The organism is Rothia uropygioeca (genome assembly GCF_004136585.1).
In the GTDB taxonomy this organism is placed as follows: Bacteria; Actinomycetota; Actinomycetes; order Actinomycetales; family Micrococcaceae; genus Rothia.
Genome location: NZ_NOIR01000004.1, coordinates 22,330 through 42,672, shown reverse-complemented (window position 1 = coordinate 42,672; position 20,343 = coordinate 22,330). Strand labels below are relative to the sequence as shown.

Below are 20,343 nucleotides of genomic sequence, written 5' to 3'. Positions count from 1 at the left end.
AAGGGGCCACATCGAAAAGGGAGATAGGCATAAAGATGACTAAGCAACCCGTGTCCGTGAACGGCGTCGTCCGTTGGAAGGACGTGGGACAGTCAGAAAATTTCACGCCCGAACCGCAGGAGCCCAAAGTGATTGTCCTACGCCACGAAATCGGTGAGGTCCTTCGAGACATCCGACAGCGTCAGGGGCGGACCCTGCGCGAGGTGTCCCACAGTGCCCGTGTCTCGCTCGGATATTTGAGTGAGGTCGAGCGCGGTCAGAAGGAAGCCTCGTCAGAACTGCTCGCTTCAATCTGCGTCGCACTGGAGATTCCCATGTCCCAGATGCTCCGCGAGGTCTCCGACCGACTCGCCTCCGCCGAGGGACTCAACGTTCCCGATACCGTACCCAACGAGCTTTCCGAGGAGTTCCGCCGCGAATACGGCATGAACGCCGTGGGCTCCAGCGATCTGCCGGCCGTGCACCGGACCCGCCCTATCGTTCGATAGTTCCCGGAAAAAGCGTGAACGACCGAAATTTGGTCGTGTCCGCGGAGGACTCGCATCCATGAGTCCTTCCGAGTAGTTTGAAAATCCGTATTGTCTGCGATCAATTCGCAGGCAATGCGGATTTTCGCGTTTCCGGGTCCATATACCGGGCTTCTGCCTGTGGCTCTACGGCCGCTATTGTCGAGTTTGAGGAATGCTGTGATGAGCCCGGAAAGGAGAAACGGTGAAGGTTTCGGAGTTCTGGCGGAGCATGGAGGACGAATTCGGTTCCGGATACGCGCGGGTCGTGGGAAGCCAAACGGTTCTCGATGCGGTGGACAATCGCACGGCGAACGAGGCCCTCGAATCCGGAGTTGCACCGCTGAAGGTGTGGCAGGCCGTCTGCCGTCAGCACGATCTGCCGGAAGATCGTTGGTTGGGAGTCGATCCCGGGGAGCCCCGGTGAGTCCTGAGGCTCGGAGGCATTCGAAGACCGCAGGGGCGCGCCGATCGAAACTATATTCGAATTAGTGTTCGACATCGGCTAGACTGTTCGCAGATGCGAGACGCGGGTTTTCCACAGATGCCCCAAAGCGCTTAACTTGTCAGTCCCGGCGACTAGCGTGAGGACTGAAACGCACGACAGCAGGTCCTGCCACCACTGGAGGGCCACGGAATTGAGGTAATCATGGCTGCTAAATCGCGAAACACGACTTCCGTCTCCCGCGCAACCGGCACGGACCGAGAAAAGGCTCTGGACACGGTCCTCGCCCAGATCGACAAGAATTACGGCAAGGGCTCGGTCATGCGCCTGGGCGATCGAGAGGCCGTCAAGACAGAGACCATTTCCACCGGCGCATTGTCCCTGGATGTCGCCCTCGGTGTCGGCGGGTTGCCACGCGGCCGCGTCGTCGAGATCTACGGGCCCGAGTCCTCGGGCAAGACCACGCTCGCACTCCACGCCGTGGCCAGTTGTCAGAAGAATGGCGGCATCGCGGCATTCATCGACGCGGAGCACGCTCTGGATCCGGTCTACGCTGAAAAGCTCGGGGTTGACACCGATTCGTTGCTGGTTTCTCAGCCGGATACCGGTGAGCAGGCGCTCGAGATCATGGATATGTTGGTTGGCTCCGGGTCGATCGACATCATCGTGGTCGACTCCGTCGCGGCGTTGACACCGCGCGCGGAAATCGAAGGCGAGATGGGCGATTCCCACGTGGGCTTGCAAGCTCGCCTGATGTCTCAGGCCTTGCGCAAAATCACAGGCCGTTTGTCCCAAACCGACACCACGGCAGTTTTCATCAACCAGCTTCGCGAGAAGATCGGTGTGTTCTTCGGCAGCCCTGAGACCACGACCGGCGGTAAGGCCCTGAAGTTCTATTCCTCGGTGCGGATTGATATTCGCCGTATTGAGACTTTGAAGGATGGCGCCAATCCCATCGGCTCGCGCACTAAGGCCAAGGTCGTCAAAAACAAGATGGCCCCGCCGTTCAAGGTCGCCGAGTTCGACGTTCTCTACGGCGAAGGAATTTCGATCGAAGGCGGCATCATCGATATGGCGGTCGAACACAACATCGTCAAGAAGTCCGGCGCCTGGTTCACTTATGGAGGCGATCAGTTGGGCCAGGGCAAGGAGAATGCCCGCCGGTTCCTCAAGGACAATCCTGAATTGGCCGAAGAGATCCAACATAAAACTCTCGTCAAGGCCGGCATCATTGGCACGGAAGAGGAAGATGTTGATGGTGCTGCCGCACCAACTGAAACGGCGGCCGCGCCGGGTGACGGCGTGGACTCCGCCGGGCTGAGTGACGATCCCCTGGACGCCCTGCCTGAGAACTTCTAATGTCATTGAGCTCAGGACGCGGTGACGGCCGGAACCGCTATGGTTCCGGCCGTCGTCGTCAGGGACGGAAACTCGGGGGTGCGAAGACCCCGCCGGTCAAGGATTTGGGGTTGGAAGGTTCCGGGGCTGCAGACAAGGCCGCTGCAACGGTTCCCTCCAATACTGATCTGAATCCCCAAACCGATCGCGACAAGGCACGCGCGGACTCCACCGAGAAATCCGAGTACGACCGCGCGAAGGACATCGTCCTGCGCCAATTAACCATGGCGGCACGTAGCCGTGGCCAGTTGGAGGAAAAGCTCCGATCCAAAGAAATCTCCGAGGACACGGTCTCGGAGATCCTCGACCGATATGAAGACCTGGGGCTGGTTGACGACCAGCAATTCGCGGAGATGTTCGTCAGAAGCCGGTCTATGAGCCGAAAGCTCGCTCGCCCTGCACTCAGGAGAGAGCTGGCTCAGAAGGGCGTCACGGGCGACATCGCGGAAGAGGCTCTCGCGCAGCGCTCGGACGACGACGAGCGCGAAGATGCGAGGGAACTCGTACGCAAGAAAATCAAGAGGAACGTGGACCTGTCCGACAGAGCCGTTCACGAAAAGGAACTCCGACGCCTCGCCTCGATGCTTGCGCGCCGCGGTTATTCCTCTGGTATGGCCTTCGAAGTAGTCAAACAGGAACTTCGAGGTTCAGCTGACCAGTACTCGGACACGGGCTTGGATGGCGGCAACACGGTAGATGCGGACTTTGTCAGTTCGGAATACGAAGAACTGCCCTAAGGCAATGACTCGATACCGTGCAGAGGAATGCGGGACGGGGCGAGAACGCGCAGGATAGCCTCCAATGCCAGGCGGGCGCGGATCTCACGCTGACCGTCGACGTTCCATTGTTCGGCCAGTGAATCTGCTGCGTCGCCCCACTCGTCGGGATCGAGCAACGCGTGAAGTCGTTTGTGGCCGATGGCCGAAGGAAGCCCCATCCTGACCTCGGCGACCAGTATCGCGGGGTCGCAGTATCCCGTGCCTTCGGTATCGATTTGTCGGTACCCGCCGTCGGCCGAGGGCGCGAAATTGCCCGGAGTCATATCCCCGCACCACAGGACGGAGACCTTCGGGTCGAGCAACCGGCCAACGTCTTCGATTGAAAGGCGACTCCGGTCGAGCAATCCGAGCGAAGGCAGCGCCCCGGGGCGCCCCTTGGCCGCGGCTATCGGATCGGCCGCAGCCAACGAGTCGCGGAACCACAGGGCCGCCGAGGATTCGGCAGGAAGGACCATGCTCGGCCAGATGCTGATCCACTTGCGGAGATCTTCCCGATTCAGGTTCTGGTCCACACTCGAACCGAAGTCTTCGAATATCAATATCCGGTCAGCGTCGTCGTGGGCCACGAGGCGGGCGGATGACGGTAAAACGTCCGAACCGTATCGCGCTCTCAAATAACCGAAGCCACTCGCGTTTCTCGCCGAATCACGTCTGCGAAAATGTTTGACCACCACGGAGGCTTGCCCCGCGCGGCAACGCACGACGACGGACCGGTTGGTCGAGGACAAAAGCTCTGCCGAATCGATCGGCTCGCCCAAAAACTCTGCCGAAAGGGCACAACCGTGACGGAGGGGTTCCCGCGCTCGGGGTGACATGGCTCGCACCAAGTCTTCACCCGTGAAGAACACCACGGGCGGCGGGTCGTCGTGGTGATTGGGAGAGGAATCGGGCACAGGCCAAGGATACTTCGTTGTGGTCCGGGCCGGTTTGGGGGCGCTGGCCGTGACGCTCGTCAACGAGGTGGGCATGGGGTGCCCGGCTTCTTGTACGCTGGCAGGGTGACATCAAACCCAACCGAAGCACTCAGTCATACATTTCCCACGGAAGCTACGCAGCCGATGCCCGGCATCGACGAGCAGACGGGCGAGCACCGCACCTACGAGGTCAGGACCTTCGGGTGCCAGATGAACGTGCACGATTCCGAAAGAATTTCGGGTCTTCTCGAATCGGCAGGCTACGTCCCGCATACCGAAGGCACTCCCGACCTCGTGGTTTTCAACACGTGTGCGGTTCGCGAAAACGCCGATAACAAGCTGTACGGGAATCTCGGAAACCTGGCGCCGACCAAGCGCGAGAACCAAGGTATGCAGATTGCGGTCGGCGGATGCTTGGCCCAGAAGGACCAGGACACGATCGTCAAAAAAGCTCCCTGGGTCGACGTCGTCTTCGGTACTCACAACATCGGGTCACTTCCCACGCTCCTGCAGCGCTCCCGCCACAATGACGAGGCGGCAACCGAATTGCTGGAGTCCCTGGAGGTATTTCCCTCGACCCTCCCGACCAAACGCGATTCGGTCTACTCGGGGTGGGTATCCATCTCGGTGGGTTGCAATAACACGTGCACATTTTGCATCGTTCCGTCACTGCGAGGCAAAGAAAAGGACCGTCGGCCAGGGGACATCTTGGCCGAAGTGCAGGCCCTGGTGGACGACGGGGCCATTGAAGTCACCTTGCTGGGGCAGAACGTCAATTCCTACGGTGTCGAATTCGGCGACCGGCAGGCTTTCTCAAAGTTGTTGCGCGCATGCGGCGAGATCGAAGGCCTCGAGAGGGTCCGTTTCACAAGTCCCCACCCGGCCGCATTCACGGACGATGTGATCGATGCGATGGCTGAGACCCCCAACGTTATGCCGGTCTTGCACATGCCGTTGCAATCGGGCTCCGACAAGGTCCTGAAAGACATGAGGCGCTCGTACCGTTCCAAGAAGTTCTTGGGAATCCTGGACAAAGTCCGGCAGAAGATTCCCCACGCGGCGATCACGACCGACATCATTGTCGGATTCCCCGGGGAAACCGAAGAGGACTTCCAAGCGACCCTCGACGTCGTGGAGAAGTCCCGATTCTCTTCGGCCTTCACCTTCCAATACTCGATTCGGCCAGGAACTCCGGCAGGCGCCATGGATAACCAGGTGCCCAAGGAAGTGGTTCAAGAACGGTACGAGCGACTGACTAAGCTTCAGGACCGGATCAGCGAAGAAGAGAATGCCCGACAGGTTGGCCAGCGGGTCGAGGTCATGGTGTCCGCGGATTCGGGACGCAAGGGTGGACAGACGCACCGCCTTTCGGGACGCAGCAGGGATCAGAGACTCGTGCATTTTTCCGTTCCCGAGGGCGGCGAGACACCGCGACCGGGAGATTTGGTGACGCTCAAGATCACGGAGGCCGCACCATTCCACCTGATTGCTGACCCTCAATCCTTCGGGTCGACAGAGTATTCCGTACGTCGCTCGCGCGCCGGGGACGCGTGGGATCGTACACAGGCGGAGTCCTGTGGTGCAGGGACCGGCAAACCCGGCACCACAAATCTCGGTATGCCCACGATCCCTCGTAAGCCGTCGCTGGACCTGACCAGCGCCTCGTAGTGGTGAATCGTCCCCTGGGGCACGAGAGGACTGAAACAGCCGTCGGCCCCGAATTGGCCACCACATCGTCGAGGTCCACGAGTCCGATTGTTGCCGTGGTCGGGCCCACAGGTACGGGAAAGTCCGATCTCGCAGTTGCCCTGGCCCGCGCCGTCGACGGCGAAATCGTCAATGCGGATTCGATGCAGTTCTATCGAGGCATGGACATCGGTACCGCCAAATTGCCGATTGACGAGCGCGGGGGAATCCCGCACCACCTCCTGGACACCCTGGACGTGCGCGAGGAAGCCTCGGTTGCCGACTTTCAAACTGCGGCTCGAAACCAATTCGACGAAATCAGGGGCCGGGGTCGTGCCCCGATCCTTGTCGGCGGTTCGGGGCTCTATGTTCGTGCCGCTCTCGACGTGCTCGAATTTCCGGGGACGGATTCTTCCGTGCGTCGACGGTTGGAAAACGACCTCGCCGTTCGCGGTCGAGGAGCACTGCTCGATCGGTTGAAGGAAATCGATCCTGAATCGGCTCATCGGGTCAAGGACGACCGACGACTGATTCGTGCGCTGGAGGTTCACGAGGTCACCGGTCGACGTTTCTCCTCGTACATGCCCCGGCGCGAGTACATTCAGCCAGCCCTGCAGATCGGTCTGGATGGCGTTCGCGCCGTGCTCCACGACAGTTTGGCTGCTCGTGTGCACACGATGGTCGACCGGGGCTTTGTCGATGAAGTCGAACGCCTGGACGGGCAAGGACTGCGGGATGGTAGGACCGCCTCGCGCGCCCTGGGGTACGCCCAAATCCTTCAGGTTCTCGACGGAGAGAAAAGCCTTGACGAGGCGGTCGAGGAAACCATCATCGCGACGAGGCAATTCGCGAGGCGGCAGACCACCTGGTTCCGTGCCGACCCTCGGGTTCATTGGCTGAATTTCACGGAGCCTTTCACGAATAACGTGAACCGAGCCGTCGAGCTGTTCCACCGAGCCACCGAGGGTTAAACTGGTGTGGTGACTTCTCAACGAACCGATGCGCCCGAGCCCACCGAGACGATCCTCGACAACTCAACGCCTGCTGCCGAATCCTCAGAAGCGGCCAGCGAACCATCATGGGGTGAGTTTGCCGGGATCACCTTGACGAAAGGCCACGGAACGGGCAACGACTTCGTGTTGCTGACCGATACGGATGGACAGCTCGAACTGGATGACGCACTGGTCGCATCGGTCTGCGACAGGCACCTTGGTATCGGGGCAGACGGTCTGATCCGAGCGATCCGGTCGGAACGGCTCGCGGAGGGGAGGAGCCTTCTTGACCTTGCTCCTCGGGCCGAATGGTTCATGGACTACCGCAATGCGGATGGTTCTGTGTCGGAAATGTGCGGTAATGGGGTGCGCGTCTTCGTTCACTACCTGATTCAGGAGGGTCTCGTGTGCCTCGAGGAAGGTCAGACCTTGACCATCGGTACGCGGGGCGGTCCCAAAACGGTCGCCAAGGTCGATTCCGGCTACGCGGTCGATATGGGCCCGTGGGGATTCATCAATGGTGACGAAGCTCGGGATTCCGGATCTGATTGTCTCGTGACGGCGCGCGGCCTGAGGACTCCTCGTCCCGGAGTGTCCATCACCATGGGGAATCCGCACACTGTGGTGGCCCTCGCCGGGGAAGAAAAGCTCGAAAAATTGGGATTGGAATCGGCTCCGACAGTGAGACCGACGCCGGCGGACGGAACCAATGTGGAATTCGTGGTTCCCATGGATTCGGAAGAGCACGAGACCGTCGGACGGATCGCCATGAGGGTTCATGAACGTGGAGTCGGGGAAACCCAGTCCTGTGGTACGGGAGCGTGCGCGGCCGCCGCGGCAACACGTTTCTGGGCAGGCGAGGACGCTCCCGATGAGTGGGTGGTTGAGGTCCCGGGAGGGGCCGTGGGAACGACGTTCGTCCTGGGGCCGGATGAGCTCGAGCACGTTGTGCTTTCGGGTCCTGCGGTCCTGGTAGGGAAAGTGGTTCTCAACTAGTCCGCGTCGGGATGTGACGTCGAACTTCGATCACGCGGAAGCCCTTCGCCGTCGCGTATCGGCCGACGTCGAAGCCTTGGCCCAAGTGCTCGTCGATCCATGGCACCAGCGAGTCCGCCCCGAGGTTCTTTTGAACCACCAGGTAGGCGCAACCGCCGAGTGCCAGCCTGGGGAGCCAAGTCAGCAGAATATCGTGGAGGACCTCCTTGCCGACCCGGATCGGAGGATTCGACCAGATGGTATCGAAGGTCAATTCAGGATCGACCTCTTCCGGCAGAGCAGCGGAAATGGTCTCGATGCCCAATGCGGCGGCGTTGCGTCGTGTCAGCTCCAAACTCCGCTGATTGACATCGATTGCCGTCACCTTCGCGAGGGGATTCCTGAGAGCCATCGTCAAGGTGATGGGCCCCCAACCACAACCGATGTCCAAGAGGGAATTTCCTGAGGGCTGAGGGACTTCTTTAAAGAGGACCGCAGTTCCTTTGTCGAGCCCTTTGGGGCTGAAGACGCCCGAGGCTGTTACTAGCTCGCGCCTCACACCGTCGAGCTCGACGGTCAGGGGACGGGTCTGCAAATCGCCTTCATCATGCGAAGAAAAGTAATGCTCAGCCATGGTGAGCGATTTTACGGCATCGTGTGTGCCCCTTGGGGTCTCCGACGCCGAGGAAGTGGCCGAGTTCTTCTCCACACATTCGCCGGATGAGGCGGCCGCCGCATCGCGGCACAGATAGAATCATCGAATACCGCGTCGTGGGGTTGCCCCGCGACAAAAGAAGAAAGGCACTATGCCCCAGAACGAAACAACCGGACCCGACGAGCAGGGCGGCTCACAGCCGAGCGATGCCCAGCTGCGGGCTACGGTGGACCGAGTGCTCGGACGATTCTCCCCTGAGGAGGAACACGAGCAGTCGATCCTCGACCGCAAGGCCCGTGAGCTGTCGGAAGACAACACACAGCACACTGACGCCGACGGGGACCAACAAGAACTCGAAGAGCGCCGCGCGCTGCGACGCGTCCAGGGGCTTTCGACCGAGCTCGAGGACGTCACCGAAGTCGAATACCGCCAGTTGCGACTCGAACGCGTGGTTCTTGCAGGTATTTGGTCGGAAGGAACGCAAACCGAAGCCGAGGACTCTTTGCGTGAACTGGCAGCTCTCGCGGAGACGGCGGGTTCGGAAGTGTTGGATGGCTTGGTTCAGCGGCGCCTCAAACCGGATCCGGGAACTTTCTTGGGATCCGGAAAAGCTCAAGAGCTCCGTGAAATCGTGAACTCGACCGGCGCCGACACCGTGATCGTCGACTCCGAATTGGCGCCGTCGCAGCGACGCGCTTTGGAGGACATCGTCAAGATCAAGGTCATCGACCGCACGTCGCTGATTCTGGATATCTTTGCGCAGCACGCCAAATCGCGTGAAGGCAAGGCTCAGGTCGAATTGGCACAGCTGGAATACCTGTTGCCGCGTTTGCGCGGCTGGGGCGAGTCAATGTCCCGTCAGGCCGGTGGTCGGGCTGCCGGTGGCGAAGGCATTGGCTCTCGCGGGCCCGGAGAAACCAAGATCGAGTTGGACCGACGTCGTATCCGCACACGCATGGCAAAATTACGTCGCGAAATCGCGGCAATGAAGCCGGCACGCGAAACCAAACGACTCAACCGACGTCGCAACCACGTTCCGTCCGTTGCGATCGCCGGTTATACCAACGCCGGCAAGTCGTCGTTGCTCAACCGGCTGACGGATGCAGGCGTTCTCGTCGAAAATGCGCTGTTCGCAACCTTGGATCCCACGGTGCGCAAAGCGGAAACACCGGACGGCATCGGGTATACGCTCTCGGATACCGTTGGATTCGTTCGCTCTCTACCGACCCAATTGGTCGAGGCCTTTCGTTCGACACTTGAAGAAGTCGCCGATGCTGACGTGGTCCTGCACGTCGTTGATGTATCCCACCCGGAACCGGAAGGGCAGATTCGTGCAGTGCGCGAAGTTTTGGCCGACGTAGACGCCCGCGACGTGCCGGAGATCATCGTCCTCAATAAGGCAGACGCCGCCGACCCGTACGTCATCGAGCGTTTACGCCAACGCGAACCGCGGCACGCCGTGGTTTCGGCACGGACGGGAGCCGGAATCGAGGAGCTCAAGCAGCTCATCTCGGAAACCATCCCGCGGCCGGACGTGCGGCTGGAAATTCTGGTTCCCTATACACACGGCGAAATCGTCTCTCGTCTGCACTCCTGGGATGCCGAGATACTGTCGACCGAGTTCGAAGAAAACGGAACGAGAATGTCGGTCCTGGTGAGGCCGGATACGGCATCCGAATTGCACGAATACACGGTCTAGGACGCTTGAGCGCGCGGAGGGAAACGCACATGGACGCTGCGCTGAGGGGCGATGAGCCAGAGACTCTGCCCGGAGCAAAGGACGCGCTGGAACTGCTGGACACGGCCGTAGAGAGATCCGGTGGGCAAAGGCGGGATGGGCAGAGGCTCATGGCTGCCCACGTGGCCCAGGCCCTGGAGATGAACAAGCATCTCTTGGTCCAGGCAGGCACGGGCACGGGTAAGTCCTTGGCATATCTGGTTCCCGCGATCCGGCATTCGATAGACGCCGAATCGCCCATCGTGGTGGCCACGGCGACCCTCGCTCTCCAGTCCCAGATTGTGAACCGGGATATGCCTCGACTGCTCGAGGCTCTGAACGATCAGCTCGAACGCCCGGTCGACGTCGCCCTGCTGAAGGGGCGGAACAATTACGTCTGCCTTCATAAGCTCGAGGGCGGATACCCGGATGAGGAAGACCCCAATTCGCTCTTCTCTCTGAACTCCGAAGGGGCATCTGCCTCGGGTCATCCTGATCAGTCCAGTTCGGGACTCGCGGAAGAGGTCGTGCGTCTGCGCTCCTGGGCGGAGACAAGCGATACCGGCGACCGGGATGAGCTGTTGCCGGGTGTGAGCGACAAGGCCTGGCGCCACGTCTCGGTGACCGCATCGGAATGCTTGGGGAGAAAATGCCCGCTCGTCGAGGAATGCTTTTCCGAGCTTGCCCGGCAAAAAGCGGGAGAAGCTGACGTCGTCATCACCAATCACGCTCTCCTGGCCATTAACGCATTCGAGGGAATAGGCGTTCTTCCCGAGCACGACACGGTGATCGTCGATGAGGCACACGAGCTCGTGGACCGAGTGACCGGCGCGGTGACGGGGGCAATTTCGCCCGTCATGGTTCGGTCGGCCGCCCGGGCGATCAGGAAAAACACGAGTGCCGCCCATGAGCCGCTCAACTCTGCCGCCGAGGCCCTGGACGCAGCATGCACCGGTAAGCCTGCCGAACTCATGGCTCACGGCCTGACGCCGGACCTGCAACGAGCCATGGAACTCGTGCGAGATGCCAGCCGTGCCGCATTGTCAGACACCAAGCCGGATGGCAAGGACTCGGACGCCGGGCGACAAATGGCCCGAGCCCGATTGACCGAAGTTCTCGAGTTGGCGGAAAGAACGCTAGGCGCAGACGGCAAATACGAGGTCGTCTGGATCAGCCGCGTCGGCGGTTGGGAGCCAGGCCGGGGCTATGTGGCGGCGGCCGATACCGACCCTGCGACGATTAATGTTGCCCCGCTTTCCGTGGCGTCGCGGCTCCGGGAAGGGCTGTTCCAAGACCGAACAGTCATCTTGACCTCGGCGACATTGTCCATCGGTCATTCTTTCGATTCGGTGGCCGGATCGCTCGGGCTCAAGGGCGAGAAAGCGCCCACATGGGAAGGGCTCGACGTAGGTTCGCCGTTCGACTATCCGAAGCAGGGGATGCTCTACCTCGCTTCGGACTTGCCCAAACCGGGTAGGGGCGTTTCCGAAGAGCAATTGGAACGAATCCTCCAACTGGTCGAAGCCTCGTCAGGCGGAGCTTTAGGCCTGTTCTCGTCCAAAAGAGGCGCGGAACAGGCGGCAGAATACGTTCGGAACAATTCGAATCTGACCATTTTGGTGCAGGGGGAGTCTTCCCTCCGAGGTTTGGTCAAGGAGTTCACGGAAGACGCAGACACATGCCTCTTCGGGACCATGAGTCTGTGGCAAGGGGTAGACGTCCCGGGCCAGTCCTGCCGCTTGGTTATGATCGACCGAATCCCCTTCCCGCGCCCGGATGATCCATTGTCCTCCGCACGCACACGCGCGGTGAGCCAATCGGGAGGAAACGGCTTCATGGCGATTTCCGCGTATCATGCGGCAATTCGACTCGCACAGGGTGCCGGGCGGCTGATCCGCGCTCACGACGATCGAGGCGTGGTCGCGGTGCTGGATTCCCGGTTGGCGACGGCCCGGTACGGCGGATTCTTGCGCAGCGCGCTTCCACCGCTTTGGACAACCGACAAACTGCCCATCGTCACTGCCGCTCTGAGAAGGCTTTCGGCAGACTAGCCTCCGAGCCCGCTTCGGCTCCGACCCAACCGGGAAAAGCGCTTCAGCCAGCTGGTACGACTGAAGCGCTTTTTTGACGCGACGGTGGTGGCTCAGACGGAACGAAGTACCGAAACAACCTTGCCCATGATGGTTGCGTGATCGCCGAGGATTGGTTCGTACTGACGGTTCTGCGGCAGCAGCCAGGTGTGGCCGTCCCGTTGACGGAATGTCTTGACGGTTGCTTCTTCGTCGAGCAACGCGGCGACGATATCGCCATTCTCCGCATTGTTCTGCTGCCGAACGACAACCCAATCTCCATCGCAAATTGCCGCCTCGACCATGGAGTCGCCTCGGACTTCGAGCATGAACAATTGGCCCTGCCCAACTAATTGCCGGGGGAGCGCGACGACGTCCTCGACATGCTGCTCCGCAGTAATCGGAACACCGGCCGCGATCCTTCCGACCAGGGGAACCTGAGCCGTGGAACCTTCGGCGTCGTTCTCTGGGAACAGCTGGACAACCTTCTGGTCATCGTTGCCGGGGGCCCGCTTGGCCTGGCCGTTCGGGGCGGGGGCGCTGGGGGCCTCCTCACCCAGAGGCATATCGCAGAGGACTTCTATGGCCCGCGGACGTTTGGGGTCCCGGCGTATCAGGCCCAGGCTCTCCAAGCGGGAGAGCTGATGGGTCACGCTGGACAGACTCGATAGGCCGACGATGTCACCGATTTCCCGCATGGACGGAGGGTAACCGTGCGTCGCGATGGATGAGGCAATGGCCTCGAGGATCTTGCGCTGACGCGGGGTAAGCGGCTTGGCCTGTTGAGGAAGCTGGGTGGCCACCGGTTCGTCCTTCCCTGGGGAGCTTAAGTTGTCAGTCGCCCTGTGTGTACTAGGACTACGACCGACGGAGAAAGACGCTGAGCCCTGACTTTCAGGAAGAGAAAGAAGCGCGTCATCCAGCCGATCGAGCCGACATGTTACCTCTCAGGCTAGGCCAGTGAAGGTGGCAAATCAAACATGTGTTCTATTTTTCTCGACAGTGTTCGAATAGTTTGGTAGAACAGATGTACGAACTCGAACAAATATTCGAGTATCGATCACTCTCGCTCAACATGAAGGAATCATCTGATGCGCACCGTTCTGTCCCTTAAGAACCGCGACACGGAGTGGATCCGCCGACCAGAAGCTACTCCGTCCAAGAACTCGCCGATGACCTTGACGCGCCGCGGTCGTTTTGTGTTCTTCGGTTTGCCGCTCCTCTCGACCGTGATCATTGCAGCAGCGCTTTTGATGATGTTTTTCGCTGCAGGGACGGCCAATGCAGGCACCGAAAGTGCGGGGGTTGTGACGAAGACCGTCACGGTCGGCAGCGGTGACACTTTGTGGGATATTGCTCGGGACGTGGATCCCAGTGGGGACACCCGGGAGGCAATTGCGAAGATCAATGACCTGAACGATCTTTCGAGCGGCCGCGTTACTCCGGGACAGCGTCTTATTGTGCCGGTGATTTCCGAGGGATGATCTGCAGTCCTTAAGATGAGGGGGTGACTGATTCATTGGATGCGTTGAATAGCCTGCCCCTTCGGGATGACCTCAGGGGTCGTTCACCCTATGGGGCCCCCATGCTTGAGGTTCCTTATGCCTTGAACGTCAATGAAAATACGCATCCCGTGCCTGTGGAAGTGGTCGACGCCATTACGGATGGTGTCAGAGAGGTCGCAAAGACCCTCAATCGATACCCGGACCGCGACTTCGTCGAGCTCCGCTCCGAACTCGCCGCGTTTCTGGGCCACGAGTTGCGTACGGAAAATCTGTGGGCTGCCAACGGCTCGAATGAAATCCTTCAGCAAATCCTGCAAGTATTCGGCGGTCCCGGCAGAAGCGTGATGAGCTTCGTGCCGACTTACTCGATGTATCCGCTCTTGGCCTCCGGCACCAATACCGAATTCATCGAGGGTGAGCGCGCTGATGACTTCTCCCTCACCGCCGAGTCTGCCGCGCGGCAAGTCGCAGAAGCTCGGCCAGAGGTCACCATTCTGTGCTCTCCTAACAATCCGACGGGTACCGGCCTCGATCTCGATGTCGTCGAAGCCGTATACGAAGCTGCATCGTCGTTCAACGGCATCGTCGTGGTTGACGAGGCGTATGCGGAGTTCGCTCGTGATCCCCGACGGACCGCTCTGACGCTTTTGCCGGGGCGGCAGCGGCTCATCGTGACACGCACCATGAGCAAGGCGTTCGCCTTTGCCGGTGCCCGACTCGGCTATTTCGCGGCGGATCCGAGCGTAGTGGATGCCGTCATGCTCGTGAGGCTCCCTTATCACCTCTCGGCGATAACGCAGGCAACCGCCCTCGCAGCATTGCGCCATCGTGGGCAACTCCTGGCTAACGTCGAAAACATTAAGACTCAGCGGGACCGGATCGTCGATCACCTGCGGCGTCTGGGACTTGCACCGGCCTCATCCGACTCGAATTTCGTTTTCTTCGGGGGAATCCACGACAGTCACGGCCTGTGGAAGGATCTCCTCGAAGACGGCGTGCTGATCAGGGACGTCGGCATTGCAGGCCATCTGCGAGTCACCGCGGGCACGGAGGAAGAGACCACCGCTTTTCTCGATAGTCTGGACAAACACGTCGAAAAGCATCGCGCCCCCGGGAGCGCCGCGAGCTAGCGCTTTACGAACCGACCACAACAGCGAGGGCCGCGCCCTCTTGACCGCAGGAGAGTCATGACGACCCCATCAACGGCACGCACCGCGAGTCTTGAGCGTGAGACGAGCGAATCCAACGTGTCCGTCACGATCGACCTTGACGGAACGGGTTCATCGCACATCGAGACATCGGTTCCGTTCTACGACCACATGCTGACCGCTTTGTCCAAGCACTCGTTGATCGACATGGACATCCAGTGTTCGGGCGACACGCATATCGATGTCCACCACACCGTCGAGGACACCGCGATCGTCCTGGGAGATGCGCTCAAGAAGGCCCTCGGTGAGAAGCGCGGGATACGTCGTTTCGGCCAGGCGGCCGTCCCCTTGGATGAGGCCCTGGCTCGTGCTGTGGTCGATATTTCCGGCAGGCCCTTCCTCGTGCACACCGGTGAGCCGGCCGGTTTCGAATTCCACTTGATCGGCGGGCACTTTACGGGTTCTATGGTGCGCCATGTGCTGGAGGCCATCGCTTTTCACGCGGGGATCTGTCTCCACATGGAGGTCGTTTCAGGGAGGGATCCGCACCATATCGCTGAAGCCCAGTTCAAAGCATTGGCCCGGGCACTGCGGGAGGCGGTTGAGCCGGATCCACGTGTCGAAGGAATTCCGTCCACCAAGGGAGCTCTGTAGATGGCGTCTTCGGAGAATCCATTGAAGGATCAGGAGCCGGAGAGTTCCGACCGGCCAACGGTAACGGTCCTGGATTATGGTGCCGGCAATGTTCGCTCAGTTGTTCGAGCGCTGGAAGCCGCTGGCGCCGACGTCGTGCTCTCTCGGTCCGAGCGTGACGTCCTGGGTGCTGATGGGCTGGTGGTTCCAGGAGTGGGAGCCTTTTCCGCCGTGATGGGCGCCCTGCGCGCTGCGGACGCTCCTCGCATGATCGGCCGCCGTATCGCAGGGTCTCGACCGGTGCTCGGTATCTGTGTCGGTCTGCAGGTTTTCTTCGAGCACGGTGATGAGCACGGAGAGGAGACGGATGGGCTCGGCGAGTGGCCGGGTCTCGTGGAGCGTTTGAAAGCCGACGTCGTGCCGCACATGGGATGGAACCGTGTGCAACCGCCTGCCGAGACCGTCCTTTTCCAAGGAATTGAAAACGAACGTTTTTATTTCGTGCACTCCTATGGCGTTCAGCAATGGGAATTCGACCAGACCATAGAGGTTATGAAGCCTCCGCAGGTCACGTGGTCGCATCACGGCGGACCATTCATCGCGGCGGTCGAAAACGGACCTTTGTCCGCAACTCAATTCCACCCGGAGAAATCTTCCGCCGCCGGTCTTCAATTGCTCAGAAACTGGTTGGGGTCACTGCCGCGTACAAGGCGCCTGGATACCGAGGGCGAGCCCGTCGACCTGGCCAGTAAAGACATCACACCGAGAGGAGAAGAGCCGCGATGAGCCCTATTGTCTCAGGCCTCTTGCTCATGACCTTCGGCGCATTTCTCGCCGGGGGCGCAATTTCATTCCGAAAGCAGAAAATCACGGTCATCGCCCAAATCGTTCTTTGGGTTCTCGCGGTGGTTCTTTTCGCTTACGGTTTTTACGTTACGACTCTTGATTAAGGGGACCGCATGAATCCGAATGATCGCCTGGAGCTCTTGCCCGCGGTCGACGTCGCCAACGGCCAGGCCGTGCGACTCGTCCAAGGGGAGGCCGGATCCGAAACGGGGTACGGCGACCCCGTGGAAGCGGCGCTGGCGTGGCAGGAGGCGGGTGCCGAATGGCTGCACCTGGTGGACCTGGACGCAGCTTTCGGTCGCGGCAACAACTTCGATGTGCTTCAGCGAGTCTCGCAGGCCTTGGACCTTAAAATCGAGATGTCCGGAGGCATCAGGGACGACGAATCACTGGATCGGGCTTTGAAGCTCGAACCAACCCGGATCAACCTGGGCACAGCGGCTTTGGAAAATCCGGAGTGGACCAGGCGCGTGATCGCAGAACACGGTGACCTCATCGCGGTCGGACTAGACGTCCGTGGGACCACCCTTGCGGCCCGCGGTTGGACTCAGGAAGGCGGGGATCTCTGGGAGGTCCTGGACCGGCTCAATGCCGATGGTTGTTCACGTTTTGTGGTCACCGACGTTACCAAGGACGGAACCCTGCAGGGGCCGAACACCGAATTGTTGGCGGAAGTCGCGCAACGGACGGACAAACCCGTCGTCGCTTCGGGCGGGATCTCGTCGCTCGCCGACCTCGAGGCCCTCCGCGCTATGGTTCCCCGCGGTGTCGAAGGGACCATCGTCGGAAAGGCGCTGTACGCCGGGAAGTTCACTCTCGTCGAGGCCCTCGACGTCGCGGGTCGCCCCGAATAGCCATGGCCGACAAAAAAGATCTGCCCGCGCACATTCAGGCCCAATTGGCCAGCGCCGGTCGGGAAACGGACACTGGTGGTCAACCCTGGAAGGGGCGGGACTTGGGGGAGGGGACCTCCCACACCCACCAGTACCCCAGGGATGACGGTAGGACACCGGCAGAACTCGCGGACGCTCTGAAGCGTTTCTCGCGAGGAGAAGCGCCAGAGGAATTCGTGGTAGACGCCATGGCCGGAATTCGGCTCTTTGCACCGGTACTGGCCGAGCTGTCCCAATCACACATCACCGAAACGGGTCTGGTCTCGGACAAGGAATCGGATATGGCGCTCGTGAGCATCCAAGCTCCCGACGGACGCAAGGCCTTGCCGGTATTTTCCAACGTGGATGCTTTGACCTCGTGGCATGAAAAAGCGCGGCCTGTGGCCGCTGATTCCCGAAAAATTGCATTGTCAGCGGTTGAGGACGAAAACCAGATGCTCGTGCTCAATCCAGGAACCGATCTGACCTTCGTGGTTCGCAGACCGGCCATGTGGGCGATAGCCAAGGGGAAACGGTGGCGTCCGGCGTACTCCGATCCGGCTGTGCTCGAAGCTCTTCAGGAGTGCGGTGTTGCGGAACCGAACATTGCCACGGTCAACATGGCGCCCGGAAGAGGAGTTGGCTGCCGCGACGCTGATGGCCACATTTTGCCGGGCGGTGGACCGGGCCCCGAATTGAGCATCGAACTTTCGATTCGACCGGGTCTGGACCAGCAGGAACTCGACGACGTCGTGCAAGGGTTCCAAAACAGGTTTTCTACCCATGGAATTCTGGCGGAGCGAGTCGACTCTGCCGACATCCGCTTGCGTGCGGCGTCGGCTTGAGCTGATCACCCCGCCAGTTCGCAGATCAGCTGGTCAGAAGACGGGGCCGGTGAATTTTTCGCCCGGCCCCTGGCCCGGCGCGTCTGGAGCGATCGACGCTTCGCGGAATGCAAGTTGCAACGAGCGAAGGCCGTCGCGCAGCGGACCGGCATGCTGCGACCCGATTTCGGGGGCGGCAGCGGTTACCAAACCTGCGAGCGCCGTGATGAGTTTGCGCGCCTCATCGAGGTCCTTGACCTCAGCCGCGTCTTCCTCGGCGGCCAGACCGCACTTGACGGCTGCGGCACTCATCATGTGCACGGCTGAAGTGGTGATGACTTCGACGGCCGCGACATCGGCGATATCGCGCATCTGCTGGCCTATGGCCTCGATGTCCTCAGGTGTGGGTTCAGAACCTGAGGTGTTCTGGGCCGCCGCAGCAGCCTCGTCGAATCTGTACGTTTCCTGCGGGTGCTCACCTGAAGTCGAGTCCTGGGATGAAGGATTGTTGGTCATAACCCAAGCTTCCCACAAGGATGCGAGGACTCGGTCCTGGGTGACGGAGATTGTCGGGAACGCCACTGGGCCCCAGAGTAACCATGGTGTATAGTGTTGAGGAGTTTCAAGCGGAGCATGTCTCCCACCCGCGTCAGTCCAGTGGATTGCCGGGTTGCGCCCCGAAGACTCGGGTGCTCTCGCCAGTGGTGGCGGGTGCTATCTGGATCATTGGGCCATGCCTCCGTTTGAAAGCAACGGGGGCTTTTTTTTGTTGCCGTTGCATGCACGAACAACCTATGGGGAAACCCGCTAACTACAGGAGTGCCACATTAGCGATCCACGTATCAATGACCGTATCCGCGTCCCGGAAGTCCGCCTGGTAGGCCCAAGCGGTGAACAGGTTGGGATTGTCCGCGTAGAAGACGCCCTGCGTCTGGCGCGCGAATCGGATCTTGATCTGGTCGAGGTAGCACCGTCCGCCAAGCCGCCGGTATGCAAGCTCATGGACTTCGGCAAGTACAAGTACGAAGCCGCGGTCAAAGCGCGCGAGTCTCGTCGGAACCAGACGAACACGGTGCTCAAAGAGATCCGTTTCCGTCTGAAGATCGATGACCACGACTACGAAACCAAGGTGGGGCACGCAAAGCGTTTCCTGGCCGCAGGTGACAAAGTCAAGGCCATGATTCAGTTCCGCGGTCGCGAGCAGCAGCGCCCCGAAATGGGCGTCCGGCTTCTCGAGCGCATGGCTGACGATCTGGCAGAGGTAGGGGCCGTCGAGTCCAACCCCCGCCAGGACGGCCGCAATATGGTCATGGTTATCGGACCATTGCGTAACAAGGCTGAGGCACGTGCCCAGGCACGCCGCGATCAGAAGAACCAGCAGGGCGGTGGCCGCAAGACGCGTGAGCGCGTGGACACCAGCAATGCGGAGCCGGTGACCAACAGCATGGCAGATGCCATGCCTGCCGAGCTCAAAGATCAAGCCAAGGGGCAGGAAAGCGAGACTTCGGCCACACCGAAGCCCAGTTCCTCCGCAGAGTAAACAAGGGCTCAGCCGTTTCGGTTGACCCTGCGGCACGTCGGATTTGCTTCCGCGTGGCAGGATCCCCGCCAGCAGTGGCCTGAACGGTCACTGCAAGTCCAACCCGTCACGCTCCACGGAGCGTGGAGGGAGAAGAACGTTAGGAGAACGGCTGATATGCCGAAGCAGAAGACTCACTCTGGTGCCAAGAAGCGCTTCAAGCTGACAGGTTCGGGCAAGGTCAAGCGCCAGCAGGCCAACCGCCGCCACTACCTGGAGCACAAGTCCTCCCGTCTGACTCGTCGCCTCGCGAGCGATCAGATCGTCACGGGCGGTCAGGCCAAGGTCATTAAGAAGATGCTGACCAAGTAGTCACTTCGCCCCGAGCGGCTCAGGCCGTCTCACTAGAATTCTGGGCCCCTTCGCCGCGGCCCACCGAACAGTTAGGAGTACACACGTGGCACGTGTGAAGCGGGCGGTAAACGCCCATAAGAAGCGTCGTACAACTCTGGACCGTGCGTCCGGCTACCGTGGGCAGCGTTCGCGCCTGTACCGCAAGGCCAAAGAGCAGGTTACGCACTCGCTCGTCTACAGCTACGACCACCGTCGCAAGAAGAAGGGCGACTTCCGCCGTTTGTGGATCCAGCGCATCAACGCGGCTGCTCGCGCCGAGGGTTTGACCTACAACCGTTTCATTCAGGGCCTCAAGGCCGCTGAAGTCGAGGTCGACCGTCGTATGCTCGCTGAGCTGGCCGTCAACGAGCCGACCGCTTTCAAGGCGCTCATCGACATCGCCAAGAACAACCTTCCCGAGGACACCTCCGCAGCCAAGGCCGCCTAAGGCCGCGCGGAGCCTTCCC

The 20,343-nt window shown here is 60.6% G+C and carries 23 protein-coding genes; 19 read left to right on the top strand and 4 right to left on the bottom strand.

Annotated elements, in window-relative coordinates; genetic code table 11:
* Window positions 1-35: 35 nt before the first annotated feature.
* The 4 genes from EWR20_RS10255 (at window position 36) to EWR20_RS10240 (ending at window position 3,086) form a co-directional block, all read left to right on the top strand.
* On the top strand, window positions 36-488 hold the full coding sequence (locus EWR20_RS10255) for a helix-turn-helix domain-containing protein (RefSeq protein WP_129360585.1): 453 nt from the start codon (window positions 36-38) through the stop codon (window positions 486-488).
* Window positions 489-711: 223 nt separating this feature from the next.
* A complete protein-coding gene (locus tag EWR20_RS10250; protein ID WP_129360584.1) occupies window positions 712-933 on the top strand; it encodes a DUF3046 domain-containing protein in 222 nt (73 codons plus the stop codon).
* A gap of 222 nt (window positions 934-1,155) precedes the next feature.
* Window positions 1,156-2,310 carry a recombinase RecA gene (gene recA / locus EWR20_RS10245; RefSeq protein ID WP_129360583.1) on the top strand — a complete coding sequence of 385 codons (1,155 nt, stop codon included), beginning with the start codon at window positions 1,156-1,158 and terminating at the stop codon, window positions 2,308-2,310.
* A complete protein-coding gene (locus EWR20_RS10240; protein WP_238147703.1) occupies window positions 2,310-3,086 on the top strand; it encodes a regulatory protein RecX in 777 nt (258 codons plus the stop codon). The genes recA and EWR20_RS10240 overlap by 1 nt, the downstream gene beginning before the upstream one ends.
* Here the strand turns inward: EWR20_RS10240 and EWR20_RS10235 are convergent.
* The gene (locus EWR20_RS10235; protein ID WP_129360582.1) at window positions 3,083-4,096 is read right to left on the bottom strand and encodes a hypothetical protein; all 1,014 of its coding nucleotides are present in this window, start codon (window positions 4,094-4,096) and stop codon (window positions 3,083-3,085) included. The genes EWR20_RS10240 and EWR20_RS10235 overlap by 4 nt on opposite strands.
* A 90-nt stretch (window positions 4,097-4,186) precedes the next feature.
* Between EWR20_RS10235 and miaB the strand changes: the two genes are divergently transcribed.
* Genes miaB through dapF form a run of 3 tightly spaced genes read left to right on the top strand, consistent with a single transcriptional unit; the run spans window position 4,187 to window position 7,716 of the window.
* The gene (miaB, locus tag EWR20_RS10230; RefSeq protein ID WP_129360828.1) at window positions 4,187-5,710 is read left to right on the top strand and encodes a tRNA (N6-isopentenyl adenosine(37)-C2)-methylthiotransferase MiaB; all 1,524 of its coding nucleotides are present in this window, start codon (window positions 4,187-4,189) and stop codon (window positions 5,708-5,710) included.
* A 53-nt stretch (window positions 5,711-5,763) separates the two neighbouring features.
* A complete protein-coding gene (gene miaA / locus EWR20_RS10225; RefSeq protein ID WP_129360827.1) occupies window positions 5,764-6,699 on the top strand; it encodes a tRNA (adenosine(37)-N6)-dimethylallyltransferase MiaA in 936 nt (311 codons plus the stop codon).
* Between the two features lie 51 nt (window positions 6,700-6,750).
* Window positions 6,751-7,716, top strand: coding sequence for a diaminopimelate epimerase (dapF, locus tag EWR20_RS10220; RefSeq protein ID WP_129360826.1), 966 nt, complete (start codon window positions 6,751-6,753; stop codon window positions 7,714-7,716).
* Here the strand turns inward: dapF and EWR20_RS10215 are convergent.
* The gene (locus tag EWR20_RS10215; RefSeq protein ID WP_129360581.1) at window positions 7,709-8,329 is read right to left on the bottom strand and encodes a class I SAM-dependent methyltransferase; all 621 of its coding nucleotides are present in this window, start codon (window positions 8,327-8,329) and stop codon (window positions 7,709-7,711) included. The genes dapF and EWR20_RS10215 overlap by 8 nt on opposite strands.
* 172 nt (window positions 8,330-8,501) lie before the next feature.
* Between EWR20_RS10215 and hflX the strand changes: the two genes are divergently transcribed.
* Together hflX and EWR20_RS10205 are read left to right on the top strand one after the other, a co-directional pair.
* Window positions 8,502-10,049, top strand: coding sequence for a GTPase HflX (hflX, locus tag EWR20_RS10210; protein WP_129360580.1), 1,548 nt, complete (start codon window positions 8,502-8,504; stop codon window positions 10,047-10,049).
* A gap of 29 nt (window positions 10,050-10,078) precedes the next feature.
* Window positions 10,079-12,118: an ATP-dependent DNA helicase gene (locus EWR20_RS10205; protein ID WP_129360579.1), complete on the top strand. Its 2,040-nt coding sequence runs from the start codon at window positions 10,079-10,081 to the stop codon at window positions 12,116-12,118.
* A gap of 92 nt (window positions 12,119-12,210) precedes the next feature.
* Here EWR20_RS10205 and lexA read toward each other — a convergent pair whose 3' ends face one another.
* A complete protein-coding gene (lexA, locus tag EWR20_RS10200; RefSeq protein WP_129360578.1) occupies window positions 12,211-12,939 on the bottom strand; it encodes a transcriptional repressor LexA in 729 nt (242 codons plus the stop codon).
* Window positions 12,940-13,227: 288 nt separating this feature from the next.
* On the opposite strand from lexA, the gene EWR20_RS10195 reads away from it, so the two are divergent.
* From EWR20_RS10195 to EWR20_RS10170, 7 genes are read left to right on the top strand one after another with little or no spacing between them, the layout of a single operon-like run.
* The gene (locus EWR20_RS10195) at window positions 13,228-13,620 is read left to right on the top strand and encodes a LysM peptidoglycan-binding domain-containing protein (RefSeq protein ID WP_238147702.1); all 393 of its coding nucleotides are present in this window, start codon (window positions 13,228-13,230) and stop codon (window positions 13,618-13,620) included.
* Window positions 13,621-13,643: 23 nt separating this feature from the next.
* Entirely contained in the window at window positions 13,644-14,771 is a 1,128-nt protein-coding gene (locus EWR20_RS10190) for a histidinol-phosphate transaminase (protein ID WP_129360577.1), read from the top strand.
* 57 nt (window positions 14,772-14,828) lie between these two features.
* Window positions 14,829-15,443 (top strand): imidazoleglycerol-phosphate dehydratase HisB, encoded by a 615-nt coding sequence (gene hisB, locus EWR20_RS10185; RefSeq protein ID WP_129360576.1) that lies wholly within the window; start codon window positions 14,829-14,831, stop codon window positions 15,441-15,443.
* On the top strand, window positions 15,444-16,208 hold the full coding sequence (hisH, locus tag EWR20_RS10180; RefSeq protein WP_129360575.1) for an imidazole glycerol phosphate synthase subunit HisH: 765 nt from the start codon (window positions 15,444-15,446) through the stop codon (window positions 16,206-16,208).
* Window positions 16,205-16,372: a hypothetical protein gene (locus tag EWR20_RS12690; protein ID WP_165001014.1), complete on the top strand. Its 168-nt coding sequence runs from the start codon at window positions 16,205-16,207 to the stop codon at window positions 16,370-16,372. Before hisH ends, EWR20_RS12690 begins: the two co-directional genes overlap by 4 nt.
* Window positions 16,373-16,381: 9 nt before the next feature.
* Complete coding sequence (priA, locus tag EWR20_RS10175) at window positions 16,382-17,122, top strand: bifunctional 1-(5-phosphoribosyl)-5-((5-phosphoribosylamino)methylideneamino)imidazole-4-carboxamide isomerase/phosphoribosylanthranilate isomerase PriA (protein WP_129360574.1); 741 nt, start codon at window positions 16,382-16,384, stop codon at window positions 17,120-17,122.
* Between the two features lie 2 nt (window positions 17,123-17,124).
* Window positions 17,125-17,985, top strand: a complete 861-nt coding sequence (locus tag EWR20_RS10170; RefSeq protein WP_129360573.1) for an SseB family protein — start codon at window positions 17,125-17,127, stop codon at window positions 17,983-17,985.
* Between the two features lie 33 nt (window positions 17,986-18,018).
* Here EWR20_RS10170 and EWR20_RS10165 read toward each other — a convergent pair whose 3' ends face one another.
* Complete coding sequence (locus EWR20_RS10165; protein ID WP_129360572.1) at window positions 18,019-18,480, bottom strand: DUF1844 domain-containing protein; 462 nt, start codon at window positions 18,478-18,480, stop codon at window positions 18,019-18,021.
* A 310-nt stretch (window positions 18,481-18,790) separates the two neighbouring features.
* Here EWR20_RS10165 and infC point away from each other — a divergent pair, with 310 nt between their 5' ends.
* From infC to rplT, 3 genes are all read left to right on the top strand, one after another.
* Window positions 18,791-19,504: a translation initiation factor IF-3 gene (infC, locus tag EWR20_RS10160; RefSeq protein WP_129360571.1), complete on the top strand. Its 714-nt coding sequence runs from the start codon at window positions 18,791-18,793 to the stop codon at window positions 19,502-19,504.
* A 156-nt stretch (window positions 19,505-19,660) separates the two neighbouring features.
* Window positions 19,661-19,855 (top strand): 50S ribosomal protein L35, encoded by a 195-nt coding sequence (gene rpmI, locus EWR20_RS10155; RefSeq protein ID WP_030016127.1) that lies wholly within the window; start codon window positions 19,661-19,663, stop codon window positions 19,853-19,855.
* Between the two features lie 85 nt (window positions 19,856-19,940).
* Entirely contained in the window at window positions 19,941-20,324 is a 384-nt protein-coding gene (gene rplT, locus EWR20_RS10150) for a 50S ribosomal protein L20 (RefSeq protein WP_129360570.1), read from the top strand.
* Window positions 20,325-20,343 lie beyond the last annotated feature (19 nt).

Bases quoted from the DNA above. Each gene is read 5' to 3' on its own strand.
- EWR20_RS10255 (WP_129360585.1), top strand. From the start codon at position 36: ATGACTAAGCAACCCGTGTCCGTGAACGGCGTCGTCCGTTGGAAGGAC.
- recA (WP_129360583.1), top strand. From the start codon at position 1,156: ATGGCTGCTAAATCGCGAAACACGACTTCCGTCTCCCGCGCAACCGGC.
- EWR20_RS10240 (WP_238147703.1), top strand. From the start codon at position 2,310: ATGTCATTGAGCTCAGGACGCGGTGACGGCCGGAACCGCTATGGTTCC.
- EWR20_RS10235 (WP_129360582.1), bottom strand. From the start codon at position 4,096: ATGCCCACCTCGTTGACGAGCGTCACGGCCAGCGCCCCCAAACCGGCC.
- miaB (WP_129360828.1), top strand. From the start codon at position 4,187: ATGCCCGGCATCGACGAGCAGACGGGCGAGCACCGCACCTACGAGGTC.
- EWR20_RS10215 (WP_129360581.1), bottom strand. From the start codon at position 8,329: ATGGCTGAGCATTACTTTTCTTCGCATGATGAAGGCGATTTGCAGACC.
- hflX (WP_129360580.1), top strand. From the start codon at position 8,502: ATGCCCCAGAACGAAACAACCGGACCCGACGAGCAGGGCGGCTCACAG.
- EWR20_RS10205 (WP_129360579.1), top strand. From the start codon at position 10,079: ATGGACGCTGCGCTGAGGGGCGATGAGCCAGAGACTCTGCCCGGAGCA.
- EWR20_RS10195 (WP_238147702.1), top strand. From the start codon at position 13,228: ATGCGCACCGTTCTGTCCCTTAAGAACCGCGACACGGAGTGGATCCGC.
- hisB (WP_129360576.1), top strand. From the start codon at position 14,829: ATGACGACCCCATCAACGGCACGCACCGCGAGTCTTGAGCGTGAGACG.
- hisH (WP_129360575.1), top strand. From the start codon at position 15,444: ATGGCGTCTTCGGAGAATCCATTGAAGGATCAGGAGCCGGAGAGTTCC.
- EWR20_RS12690 (WP_165001014.1), top strand. From the start codon at position 16,205: ATGAGCCCTATTGTCTCAGGCCTCTTGCTCATGACCTTCGGCGCATTT.
- priA (WP_129360574.1), top strand. From the start codon at position 16,382: ATGAATCCGAATGATCGCCTGGAGCTCTTGCCCGCGGTCGACGTCGCC.
- EWR20_RS10170 (WP_129360573.1), top strand. From the start codon at position 17,125: ATGGCCGACAAAAAAGATCTGCCCGCGCACATTCAGGCCCAATTGGCC.
- EWR20_RS10165 (WP_129360572.1), bottom strand. From the start codon at position 18,480: ATGACCAACAATCCTTCATCCCAGGACTCGACTTCAGGTGAGCACCCG.
- rpmI (WP_030016127.1), top strand. From the start codon at position 19,661: ATGCCGAAGCAGAAGACTCACTCTGGTGCCAAGAAGCGCTTCAAGCTG.